12 protein-coding genes and 1 tRNA gene are annotated in these 11,973 nt (G+C 34.9%); 10 read left to right on the top strand and 3 right to left on the bottom strand.

Going from position 1 to position 11,973, the window contains the following annotated elements; genetic code table 11:
• Positions 1 to 14 precede the first annotated feature (14 nt).
• From ACEN2F_RS09380 to ACEN2F_RS09365, 4 genes are all read left to right on the top strand, one after another.
• Positions 15 to 797, top strand: a complete 783-nt coding sequence (locus ACEN2F_RS09380) for an alpha/beta fold hydrolase (protein WP_441738253.1) — start codon at positions 15 to 17, stop codon at positions 795 to 797.
• Entirely contained in the window at positions 790 to 1,560 is a 771-nt protein-coding gene (locus ACEN2F_RS09375) for a 3-hydroxybutyrate dehydrogenase (protein ID WP_441738250.1), read from the top strand. Before ACEN2F_RS09380 ends, ACEN2F_RS09375 begins: the two co-directional genes overlap by 8 nt.
• 109 nt (positions 1,561 to 1,669) lie before the next feature.
• The gene (locus ACEN2F_RS09370) at positions 1,670 to 2,371 is read left to right on the top strand and encodes a CoA transferase subunit A (RefSeq protein ID WP_441738249.1); all 702 of its coding nucleotides are present in this window, start codon (positions 1,670 to 1,672) and stop codon (positions 2,369 to 2,371) included.
• Positions 2,372 to 2,373: 2 nt separating this feature from the next.
• Positions 2,374 to 3,033 (top strand): CoA transferase subunit B, encoded by a 660-nt coding sequence (locus ACEN2F_RS09365; RefSeq protein ID WP_441738246.1) that lies wholly within the window; start codon positions 2,374 to 2,376, stop codon positions 3,031 to 3,033.
• A 62-nt stretch (positions 3,034 to 3,095) separates the two neighbouring features.
• Here the strand turns inward: ACEN2F_RS09365 and ACEN2F_RS09360 are convergent.
• Positions 3,096 to 3,168 (bottom strand) — tRNA-Phe (locus ACEN2F_RS09360).
• 98 nt (positions 3,169 to 3,266) lie between these two features.
• On the opposite strand from ACEN2F_RS09360, the gene ACEN2F_RS09355 reads away from it, so the two are divergent.
• The 6 genes from ACEN2F_RS09355 (at position 3,267) to ACEN2F_RS09330 (ending at position 9,516) form a co-directional block, all read left to right on the top strand.
• Positions 3,267 to 4,001, top strand: a complete 735-nt coding sequence (locus tag ACEN2F_RS09355) for a type III pantothenate kinase (protein WP_441738245.1) — start codon at positions 3,267 to 3,269, stop codon at positions 3,999 to 4,001.
• Positions 3,994 to 5,244, top strand: a complete 1,251-nt coding sequence (locus ACEN2F_RS09350; RefSeq protein WP_441738242.1) for a hypothetical protein — start codon at positions 3,994 to 3,996, stop codon at positions 5,242 to 5,244. The genes ACEN2F_RS09355 and ACEN2F_RS09350 overlap by 8 nt, the downstream gene beginning before the upstream one ends.
• A gap of 43 nt (positions 5,245 to 5,287) precedes the next feature.
• The gene (gene lptC / locus ACEN2F_RS09345) at positions 5,288 to 5,842 is read left to right on the top strand and encodes an LPS export ABC transporter periplasmic protein LptC (protein ID WP_441738240.1); all 555 of its coding nucleotides are present in this window, start codon (positions 5,288 to 5,290) and stop codon (positions 5,840 to 5,842) included.
• A gap of 11 nt (positions 5,843 to 5,853) precedes the next feature.
• Positions 5,854 to 6,048, top strand: coding sequence for a hypothetical protein (locus ACEN2F_RS09340; RefSeq protein WP_441738237.1), 195 nt, complete (start codon positions 5,854 to 5,856; stop codon positions 6,046 to 6,048).
• A 3-nt stretch (positions 6,049 to 6,051) separates the two neighbouring features.
• Positions 6,052 to 7,311: a hemolysin family protein gene (locus ACEN2F_RS09335; protein ID WP_441738234.1), complete on the top strand. Its 1,260-nt coding sequence runs from the start codon at positions 6,052 to 6,054 to the stop codon at positions 7,309 to 7,311.
• 108 nt (positions 7,312 to 7,419) lie between these two features.
• Positions 7,420 to 9,516, top strand: a complete 2,097-nt coding sequence (locus ACEN2F_RS09330) for a peptidylprolyl isomerase (RefSeq protein WP_441738232.1) — start codon at positions 7,420 to 7,422, stop codon at positions 9,514 to 9,516.
• Positions 9,517 to 9,616: 100 nt separating this feature from the next.
• Here ACEN2F_RS09330 and ACEN2F_RS09325 read toward each other — a convergent pair whose 3' ends face one another.
• Both ACEN2F_RS09325 and ACEN2F_RS09320 read right to left on the bottom strand, forming a co-directional pair.
• Positions 9,617 to 10,534 (bottom strand): GYDIA family GHMP kinase, encoded by a 918-nt coding sequence (locus ACEN2F_RS09325; RefSeq protein WP_441738230.1) that lies wholly within the window; start codon positions 10,532 to 10,534, stop codon positions 9,617 to 9,619.
• A gap of 51 nt (positions 10,535 to 10,585) precedes the next feature.
• A complete protein-coding gene (locus ACEN2F_RS09320) occupies positions 10,586 to 11,902 on the bottom strand; it encodes a hydroxymethylglutaryl-CoA reductase, degradative (protein WP_441738228.1) in 1,317 nt (438 codons plus the stop codon).
• Positions 11,903 to 11,973 lie beyond the last annotated feature (71 nt).

The following is an 11,973-nucleotide window of genomic DNA, read 5'->3' as shown; positions in this document are numbered from 1 at the left end:
AAAAATAATTTGGTATGCCAAAAGTAAAGCTTAACTCAATAGAAATCAACTATGAAGATGTTGGTCAAGGAAAAACCTTGGTCTTGCTTCATGGTTTGGGTTCAACACAAAAAGACTGGAACTTTCAAATTCCGGTCTTGTCCAAAAAATTTCGATTAATTATACCGGATTTTAGAGGTCATGGAGAATCAGGGATTAACAAGGATGATTTTGGAGTTGAATTCTTAACAGAAGATATTTATCAATTGTTGCAAAAATTAGAAATTGATAAAGCCTCCTTTGTCGGTTTTTCCATGGGAGGAGCTGTTGCTTTTCAAATGGCGGTATCGCATCCGGATATAGTTGACAGGTTAATAATTGTGAACAGTGGTCCTGATTTTGATAATATGGGTAAAATTGGCACAGATCTTTTACAAAGCAGAACTTCTTTTTTAAAAACAAGGGGACTTCAGGAACTCGCCAAAGAAATTTCAAAAAATATGTTTCCGGAGCCACAACAGCAACAACTAAAAGAGGAATTTGAAGAACGTTGCAGTAAAAATAATCCAGAGGTGTATTATAAAACATTTGTAACATTAATGAATTGGGGATTGGGAGACAAGTTGGAAACTATTTCTCATCAAACATTAGTTGTTGGATCTGACATGGATTATATGCCTGTTTCCTACAAAGAAGGCTTTGCTTCTAGGATGCAGAATGCAAGTGTGGTTATTGTTTCTAATTCCAGACATGGAGTTGTAATGGATCAATTTGAAGCGTTTAATAAAGTCATTTTAAACTTTTTGGAAAATGAATAAATCAGTTCTTATCACAGGAAGTACCAGCGGAATTGGATTGGGAATAGCTGAGGTTTTTGCAAAAAATGGTTATAAGATCATGCTTCACGGATTGGAAAAGAATGGTGCAGAACTTGCGTCAGAAATCGGTAAAAAATATCAGGTCAAAACGGGCTATTCAAATGCTAATTTATTAGATTCTAAAGCAATTACGCAACTTGTTGAAGATACAATAATACAATTGGGTTCGATTGATGTGCTGATTAATAACGCTGGTATTCAATATGTATCGCCAATTGAAGACTTTCCAAACGAAATGTATGAAAAGATCATAGCGATTAACATGAATGCTGCTTTTTATGCTGGCAAAGCAGCTTGGAAACATATGAAAGAGCAAAAATTTGGTCGTATAATCAATATCTCTTCGGTTCACGGGATTAGAGCTTCTGAGTTCAAGTTGGCTTATGTAACTGCCAAACATGGCGTTGTAGGTATGACAAAAGTAATGGCCTTAGAAGGAGCGCCATACAATATAACTTCAAATGCAATTTGTCCCGGTTATGTAAAAACACCCTTGGTGGAAAACCAAATTAAGGATCAGGCAAAAGCACACCATCTTTCGGAAGAGGAGGTGATCGATAAGATTATGCTGAAAAAACAGGCGGTCAAAGAGTTTATTCCTATTGAGACTATTGCCGAAATGGCCCTTCTTTTGGCCACAGATCATGCAACAACAATTACAGGAACAACTTTTACCTTAGACGGAGGTTGGAGCGCTCAATAAAAATTTGGTTTGGTTTTTTAGTTATGCTTTAGTTAGTAAAAAATCTGTCAAGAGTAATTTTGATGGATTTTTTTTTTGAAATTCTAATTGATAATAAACAAGATGAGTTATGATAAATAAAAAAGTAAACACGGTTCAGGAAGCTCTCGAAGGAATCGAGAACGGAATGACGCTTATGTTAGGTGGTTTTGGCCTTTGCGGAATTCCGGAAAATAGCATCGCCGAATTGGTAAAAAAAGGAACAGTTGATTTGACCTGTATTTCAAATAATGCCGGTGTGGATAATTTTGGATTGGGCTTATTACTGCAAAAGAAACAGATCAAAAAAATGATTTCTTCTTATGTGGGTGAAAATGCCGAATTCGAACGCCAAATGCTTTCCGGTGAATTAGAGGTTGAACTTACTCCGCAGGGAACTTTGGCCGAAAAATGTCGTGCTGCTCAGGCCGGAATACCTGCTTTTTTTACTCCTGCAGGTTGCGGAACTGAAGTAGCCGAAGGGAAAGAAGTCCGCGAGTTCAACGGAAAAATGCATCTAATGGAATTGGCTTATAAAGCAGATTTTGCCATTGTAAAAGCTTGGAAAGGAGATGAGGCGGGAAATTTAATTTTTAAAGGAAGCGCGAGAAATTTTAACGGATGCATGGCGGGAGCAGCTAAAATTACAATTGCTGAGGTGGAGGAATTAGTATCTGCGGGAACATTGGATCCAAACCAAATTCACATGCCCGGAATTATGGTGCAGCGCATTTTTAAAGGAGCACAATTTGAAAAGAGAATTGAACAACGTACAACGCGTAAAAGAAATTAATCATGGCTTTAGACAAAAATCAAATAGCAAAACGAATTGCCAAAGAGGTGAAAGAAGGTTTTTTTGTCAACTTAGGAATTGGTATTCCCACTTTGGTCGCTAATTTTATTCCGGAAGGTCTTTCGGTGGAATTTCAAAGTGAAAACGGAGTTTTAGGAATGGGGCCGTTTCCTTTTGAAGGGGAAGAAGATGCAGATGTGATTAATGCCGGAAAACAAACGATTACTACTTTGCCTGGGGCAAGTTTCTTTGATTCGGCATTTAGTTTTGGAATGATTCGGGCTCAAAAAGTAGATTTGACGATTTTGGGCGCCATGGAAGTTTCTGAAAATGGAGATATTGCTAATTGGAAAATTCCCGGAAAAATGGTCAAAGGAATGGGAGGCGCGATGGATTTAGTCGCGTCTGCCGAAAATATTATCGTGGCAATGATGCATGTAAACAAGGCAGGAGAATCTAAAATTCTAAAAAAATGTACACTTCCATTAACCGGTGTTGGCTGCGTAAAAAAAGTAGTAACAGAGTTGGCTGTTTTAGAAGTGACACCAGAAGGCTTTAGATTGACGGAAAGAGCGCCCGGAGTTGCAGTGGAAGAAATCATAAAAGCTACTGAAGCTCACTTAATTATTGATTTTGAAATTCCAGAGATGCTTGTTGATTAAAGTTTTAGATCTTTAAAAAGTGCATATAAACAAAAAACCCAAACATTTCTGTTTGGGTTTTGTGGTACCTCCAGGGATCGAACCAGGGACACATGGATTTTCAGTCCATTGCTCTACCATCTGAGCTAAGGTACCGCGCTAATGCGGGTGCAAATATAGTATGATTTTTAGTTTATCCAAAACAATTTTTAAAAAAAATCAATTCGTACCTTTGCAACAGCAAAAAATAATTTATGATTTTAGTAGTTGATGCAGGAAATACCAGAATTAAAGCCGCTGTTTTTGAGGGCACTATGCTTTTGGAAGTTTTTATTTTTACCAATATAGAAGCAGAAAAAAAAATTCAAAATATTTTAAAAAACTTTCAAAAAACAACAGATTTGGTCGTTTGTTCTGTTGGCGATCTCGGAAAACAGTGGTTTTTAGCTTTTGAAAATGTTTTAAATGTTCACTTTATTACAAATAGGGATGTCTTCCCGTTCCAAAATAAATATGCTACGCCGCAAACCTTAGGTATAGATCGGATGGTTCTTGCCGCAGGAGCAACGCTTCAGTTTCCTAATCAGAACCGGTTGGTTATTGATGCAGGAACATGTATTACTTATGATTTTATAGATCAGGACGATAATTATTTAGGCGGCGCTATTGCTCCCGGACTTCGATTACGTTATGAGGCCTTGCACCAGTATACGGCTAAACTACCTTTATTGTCATTTAAAAATCCTGATAATCTAATCGGAAATTCAACTTCAGAATCAATTCATTCTGGAGTGGTAAATGGTTTTGTTTTTGAGATTGATGGTTTTATTAATGAATATAAAGCACGTTATTTAAATTTTATAATAATTTTAACGGGTGGGGACACAGATTTTTTGGCTAAACGATTAAAAAATACCATATTTGCCAATTCAAATTTTCTTCTGGAAAGTTTAAACCAAACATTTCAACATAAAACCAAAAATGATTAAAAAAATTGTCATAATCGCGTGTTTGCTTTTGTCTTTAATGTCTTTTGCTCAAGAAGGAACAGCATCTCCATATTCTTTTTATGGAATAGGCGATGTTAGATTCAAAGGAACGTTGGAAAATCGTTCGATGGCAGGAATAGCGATTGAACAAGATAGCATACACATGAACTTGCAAAATCCTGCGAGTTACGCGAGTCTTAAGCTGACTACTTTTACTTTGGGTGGTACCTATGCTACTACAAATATGAAAACAGATACTGAATCTGCAAATGCCAGAAGAACAACTTTAGATTATTTGGCCGTGGGTTTGCCTATTGGTAAATTTGGATTGGGTTTTGGGTTGATTCCATATTCTTCAGTGGGTTACAAAATCGAATCTCTCGCTGATGATGCGTCGCTTACTAACAAGCGTTTCAATGGAACTGGTGGTTTGAATAAAGCCTTTTTAGGAGTTGGATACAAAGTTACACCAAACTTTAGTTTAGGTGCCGATGTGAATTATAATTTTGGAAAAATTGAATCTAATAATTTAGAATTTGTCACTGGCGTACCTGTTGGAACCAGAGAATTGAATACGATTGATTTATCAGGAGTGAATTTCAATTTAGGAATGATGTATCAGGCTAAAATATTCAAAAAAATCTCTTTTTTTAGTAGTGCAAATTATACACTTGAAAGTACGTTAGTGTCTAAAAATAATAGAAACATATCGACGGTAGTTTTTAATTCAAATTTTGATATTGTTGTGGTGGATGCGTTAGATGATGTAAAAGAGGAAGTAAATTTGAAAATGCCCAATAAATTAGCCCTAGCAGCAGGTTTTGGTCAGGCCAGAAAATGGCTTGTAGGAGTTGGATTGACACTTCAAGATGCGAGTTCACTGGCAAACAATTACAATTCGATGTCAAATGTGACTTACGAAAAATATTCGAAATACAGTATTGGAGGCTATTTCATTCCTGAGTATAACTCTTTTACAAGTTATGCCAAAAGAATTACCTACCGAGGTGGTTTGAAATTTGAGAAAACGGGCATGGTTATCAACTCAGAATCCATTGATGATATGGGATTAACTTTTGGAGTTGGATTGCCGTTAACAGGTTCTTTTTCTAATGTGAATATTGGTTTTGAATTAGGTAAAAAAGGAACTACAGCATCAAATTTAGTGCAAGAAAATTACGCTAACGTAAGTGTGAGTTTTTCTCTAAACGATCAATGGTTTGTTAGAAGAAAATTCAACTAGAATATATAGAATTGCATTTTCAAATTATTTCGTCCTAACCAATATGACAATAGTCAAAAAATATTATATCAAATTAAGTATCACGGTTTTTGCCGCTGCGCTTTTTTTGGGGTGCGAAAGTAACTTTAAGGAAATACAAAAAATAAATTTCTCTGAGTTTGTTCCTAGCAGCGATGCTGATATGGTAAATTTGAAATATACCGATTCAGGACGAATCACCTCTATTCTGATCACCTCAAAAATGTTGGATTATGCTACGGTTGACTTTCCTTTTACCGAATTTCCAAAAGGAATTGATGTTACTTTGTACGACAAAAAGGGGAAGAAAACATTTATCAAATCGAATTATGCCATTTCTTACAAAGGAACCACAGTGATTGATTTGCAGGGAAAAGTAAGGATTTCTACTGAAAATGGCCAGCTTTTAGAAACAGAACAACTTTATTTTGATCAAAGAAATGAGTGGTTTTTTACCGAAAGAAAATTTAAATTAACAGATCCAAAGGGAGTTTCAAATGGACAAGGAATCGATTTTAGTAAAGATTTCAAAGTGATTAATTCTCAAAAAATAACAGGCGAACTGGAAACCGCCGAATAATACAAAATGATATGAACTACTTAAAATACACACAATACGTTTACCTTGTTTTTGGAGCCTATTTTATTTTTGATGGTTTTACTAAACTAAATACTCCTGAGGCCAATCCCTGGTTGAGTTTTATGATTGCAGGATTAGCTATTTTTATGTTTTTCTTCAGAAGAAAGTTTGCCAAAAAATTTGAAGACCGAAACAAAAAATCATAAGCAATGGAGATTAGTATTATTATATTGTGTCTAATACTAAGTGCTTTTTTCTCAGGAATGGAGATAGCGTTTGTATCTTCGAACAAAATATATCTTGAAATTGAAAAAAAACAACGCGGTTTTGTTTCAAAAATATTAACTAAACTTACTGAAAAACCATCCAAGTTTATTGTATCCATGCTTATTGGAAATAATATAACCATGGTAGTATATGGTTTTTTTATGGGTGAATTGTTGATGAGGTGGTTTCTTACACTCGGTTTTCAATTTTCGGACTTTTTTAATTTATTGATTCAGACTATAATCTCTACTATTATTGTATTGATTACTGCAGAGTTTTTTCCGAAAGTATTCTTCCAAATTTATGCCAATTCCTTATTTAAGTTTTTTGCAATACCAGCCTATTTCTTTTTTAGCTTTTTCTATTATATATCTACATTTTTCATTTGGGTTTCTGATTTTGTTCTGAGAAAATTTTTCAAAACAGAAGGCGATAATGTGCAGCTTTTTTTTAGTAAAGTAGAATTGGGAAATTACATCACAGAACAAATGAGCAGTGTTGAGGATAATGACGCAATGGATTCTGAAATTCTTATGTTTCAAAATGCGTTAGAGTTTTCAGGAGTCAAAGCCAGAGATGTCATGAACCCTCGAACAGAAATTATTGCAATTGACTTATTTGATACCATAATAGATCTCAAGGAATTATTTATAGAAACAGGCTATTCTAAAATAGTGGTGTATCAAAATTCACTAGATGATATTGTAGGGTATGTACATTCGTTTGATATGTTCAAAAAACCAGTAAGTATCAAGGATATCGTGATCCCGGTAGAATTTGTTCCTGAAACGATATTTATTAAAGATGCAATGAGTTTGTTGATTAAAAAACGCAAAAGTGTCGCTATTGTTCTAGATGAATACGGCGGTACTTCAGGGATCATTACTATTGAGGACATTGTAGAGGAGCTTTTTGGAGAAATTGAAGATGAACACGATTCAGATGAAGAATTGATTGAAAAAGAACTTGGTGACGGCGAATATATTTTCTCAGCTCGGTTAGACGTTGAGTATCTTAATGACACTTATAAACTAGCTATCCCGGAAAGTGATTCGTATGGTACACTAGGCGGATTTATTGTCAATTTTACTACTGAAATCCCTCAAAACGGAGCTATTATTACTATCGGAATCTTTCGCTTTGTAATTGAAGAAGCAACAAATAAGAAAATAGAATTAGTGAAAATGACCGTGCAAGAGTAGTTTTTTTTGTAAAATTGAAATTTCTTATAAAATAAAACGCTACTACTATAATTATTAATTAGATAATTGTATTTTCGCAACCTGAATATAAAAATTAACAACAATAAAATGGCATTATTACAAAAAATTAGACAACGTTCGCTTCTTCTGATCTTAGTTATTGGATTTTGTTTATTAGCATTTATCATAGGTGATATATTTAGTAGTGGAGGTTTCAGTAGTACATCAAAAGATGTAGGAAGCATTGACGGAAAGGATATTTCATTCGAAGATTTTAGAGTTAAAGTAAGTAATGTTGAAAAAAGTGGTCAAGGAATTACTTCAACTCAAGCCGCTAATAGAGTTTGGGAACAAGAAGTTTCTGTAGCCTTACTAACTTCTGAATTTGAAAAATTAGGATTGAGAGTTGGTGCTAAACACCTATTAGAAGTATTGAAAGGAGATCAAAATATTGGTGGAAATCCATTGTTCTTGAATGCAGCTGGTGTTTTTGATGTTGTGAAATTTAAAGAATATTTTAAAGCGAATCCAGCACAAGCTCAGTTTTTGAAAGACAGAGAGAAAGATGCAGATCTTAATGCGAAATACCAAATTTATAACACATTGATCAAGGCGTCTGTTTTTACAACGGAAAGCGAAGGGAAAATGCAGTATGAAATGGAGGCTAATAAAGTAAACTTTGCTTACGTTGCAGGTTTATATTCAACAATTAAAGACAGTGAAGTAAAAGTCACTGATGCTGAAATTGTTGATTACATGAAGAAAAATGAAAAAAAATTCAAAGCAGATGAGTCTCGTGAAGTAGAATATGTCTTGATTGAAGACAAAGCTTCTCCAGCTGATGAAGCCGAAGTGAAATCAAAAATAAATGCTTTGTTAGATGGAACGGTAGTATACAATCAAACTACTGGAAAAAATGATACTTTGCCTGGATTTAGAGCAACAACTAATACAATTGATTTTGTAAATTCAAATTCAGATGTTCCTTATGATTCCTCTTATGTGGCTAAAAAAGATTTACCTGCAATTGATGCGGAGAAATTGTTTAATCTTGCTCCTGGAGCTGTTTACGGTCCTTATATTTATGGAAAATATTACTGTATTTCAAAATCAATGGGAATGAAATCAGGTGTGAATGCAAAAGCAAGTCATATTTTGATCAGTTATGAAGGTACTCAGGTTCCAAATCAAAAAGAAAGAAGAACTAAAGAAGAAGCAAAAGCAAAAGCAGAAAGTGTTTTAGCACAAGTTACCGCTAGTCCTGATAGTTTCTTGATGTTAGCTTTCACCGCTTCTGATGATTCGTCTTCTCAACAAGGTGGAGATTTAGGTTATTTTGGTCCAAACCAAATGGTAAAGCCATTTAATGATTTTGTGTTTAATAATAGTATTGGGAAAATAGGTTTAGTAGAAACTGATTTTGGATTTCATATTATTAAGGTTACGGACAAACAAGACGGAATTCGTTTAGCAACTGTAGCGCAAAAAATAGAAGCCTCAGAGGCTACTTCCGATAAAATGTTTACACAAGCAACTAAATTAGAAATGGATGCTGTGGATAAAGATTTTAACAAAGTCGCTAAAGATATGGGACTTGTAGTTGCACCGGCTGTTTCCGTAAAAGGGATGGATGAGAATTTTGGAACTTTAGGAAATCAAAGAACAATCGTTCGTTGGGCATTTGAAAAAGGAGTAAAAGTTGGTGCTGTAAAAAGATTTGAAGTAGCCAATGTAGGTCACGTAATCGCCAAATTGAAAAGTATTGACGATTCTGGTTTAGTAGCCGTTTCTGTAGCCAGACCTTATGTAGAGCAAATACTTAAAAATAAGAAAAAAGCAGTATTAATTAAGGCTAAAATGGCAGGTTCTTCGCTGGAAGTAATCGCGAAAGCAGTAGGAGGAACAGTGCAACAAGCTACTGACTTAACAATGCTAAATACTATGTTGCCGGGTGTTGGTCAAGAGCCAAGTGTAGTAGGAAATGCATTTGCTCTAGCGGCAAATAAAATGTCAGCTCCAATTGAAGGAAATACAGGGGTTTATGTGGTAAAAAACAATAGCACTGTAAAAGCGCCCGTTTTAAAAAGTCATACTTCTTATGTGTTGAAACTTAAAGAGCAAAGTGCTTCAGATGCTAATAGAGTAGTTCCTGCGTTGAAAGGAAATGCTAAAATTGAAGACAACAGACAAGAATTCAATTACTAGTTATAACGTAAGTAATCAAATAAAAAATCCCGATACATGCTGAATGTATCGGGATTTTTTATTTCATAGGTTTTTTGAGGAATATTAAGAATAATAAAAGTTAGGACAATATCATTTCATTATATGGAATTATAGTTTCATAACCTTTTGAAATAAAATACTCGCTTGGATTTTCAGTTGCAATTGCCATTACAAAATCACCTCCCCAAGCTCCCAGACTTTTTATTACGCCATTAAAATCAGGGAATAAAGATTCTTTTATTGTTTGAGTTTCCAATATAATACTCATTTGTACTTCGTGTTTTTGAATTGCTGTAGCAAAAGATGGAATTGTAGTGGCATTCAAAACTTCAGAAGTTATTTCGTCATTTAAAGCGATTGTTCTCGGCAGATTGTTCTTCTTATTCATATTGTAAGCCGCTATTGCACTTTTACTGCTTTGCTTTTTATTCAGATAGACAAAATAAAGGTTTTTAGTAAAATCCGGATTAAAAGATACTTTTTCAACTGCAGGATTTCCTTGTTTTAAATGATAGACAATAGGAGTGTCATTTTGCGCACAGGCAATGTCGTAACCACTGCCTCCAAAACTGTTTTTAAGCAATGTAAAAGCATCGATTTGCAACCATTGTGCAATATTGTTGATCAAAGTCGATGACGTTCCCAAACCCCAGCTTTTTGGAAAACTAAGTTCGGTAGTGATTGTGTAGCCGTCTGAATTTAAAATAAAATCCGGATTTAGTTTAAATGCTTCGTGCAAAATGGTCGTAAGTGTAGCCTTCACCGATTCAGTTTCAGGATTAACTTCTTTAGAAATATCAGAAAATAAAAGGGTGTCTTCAAACCAAATGCTTCCATCTGCATCGTAACTTTTCCAGATGATTTCTTCGTTGTTTCCTTCTTCTACAATGAGGTTTTGTCCCATTTTTGTGGGTAGTGCAAATGCTTTGGCGCCATCCAGAACTAGATATTCTCCTGTTATTAAAAGTTTTCCGTTACTGTAGAATGTTTTTTTCATTGTCTTTGCGAGGAACGAAGCAACCTTATTCTTTGTTGCTTCAAGATAAAATTATTTTCTTAAATTTTCAATAAAACTTACTACTGCACTATGCAAAACGGCATTTTTTCTAAAATGTTTCTGGATTAAAATACGTTCTTCATCAGTAGCTTCAAATTGGTTGATGATGTTATTCAAATGCATTTTCATATGTCCTTCCTGAATTCCTGTTGTAGTCAAGGAACGTAAAGCGGCAAAGTTTTGGGCTAAACCAGCTACGGCTACAAACTGCATTAACTCTTTGGCAGATGGTTTTTCCAGCATTTCCAGTGACAATTTTACCAATGGATGCAGGGAAGTCAAACCACCAACAGTTCCTAATGCTAAAGGGATTTCTAGCCAAAAAGTAAAAATACCATTTTCTATTTTGGCGTGTGAAAGACTGGAGTATTTTCCGTTTCGGGAAGCGTAGGCGTGAATTCCTGCTTCGACAGCGCGAAAATCATTTCCTGTTGCTAAAACTACAGCATCCACTCCGTTCATGATTCCTTTGTTGTGCGTTACCGCACGATATGGCTCGACTTCGGCGATCTGAACGGCTTGTATAAATTTCTCGGCAAATTCTTGTGGATTTAGAATATGTTTTTCTTCTAATTCTTCTATTGTACAAGAAACTTCGGCTCTTACGATACAATTTGGAACATAATTCGAAAGAATGCTCATTACGACTTCAATCTCTTTCTCAGTTTCTGTAAATAACGCATAATTGTGTGCTTCCTCTTTCAATGTTTTGGAAAATTGTTCCAGACACGAATTGATGAAATTTGCACCCATACTGTCTTTAGTTTCAAAAGTAGCATGCAGCTGAAAATAATTAGGTAATAAATCGGTTTTGTCTTTTAGAACAATGTCTAAAATTCCGCCACCGCGTTTTTGCATATTGGTGGTAATCGAATCGGTTTCTGAGAAAAATTTACTTTTGTTTTGGGCAAAAAACAAATTCAATTTTGAAACATCACCTTTGTAGATAAAATGAACTTGACCAATTTTTTCGGTGTTGATTACGGTTGCTTTAAATCCGCCACGCGTGGACCAAAACTTAGCAGCTTTTGCGGCAGCGGCAACGACCGAACTTTCCTCAATTGCCATGGGAATCGTGCTGTATTTTCCATTAATTAGGAAATTAGGAGCAACTCCCAGCGGAATGTAGAAATTGGTTATCGTGTTTTCGATAAATTCATCGTGTAATTTCTGTATTTTTTCATCAGAATTCCAGTAGTTTTTCAGCAAGATGATGGCTTCTGCGGGTGTTGAAAAATATTGATCGGCAATCCATTTAATTTTTTCTTCTTTGGATAATTTAGAAAATCCGCTAATAGCCTTGTTCATTCTCAATTGATTATGGTGTAATTAGTGGCAAAGATACGGTTTTAGCCGTTTTATTTACAATCAAATTATAT

The organism is Flavobacterium sp. W20_MBD1_R3, assembly GCF_052119725.1.
Taxonomy (GTDB): Bacteria; Bacteroidota; Bacteroidia; order Flavobacteriales; family Flavobacteriaceae; genus Flavobacterium.
The sequence above is the reverse complement of the archived record's forward strand: the minus strand, read 5'-3'. Positions and strand labels throughout refer to the sequence as shown.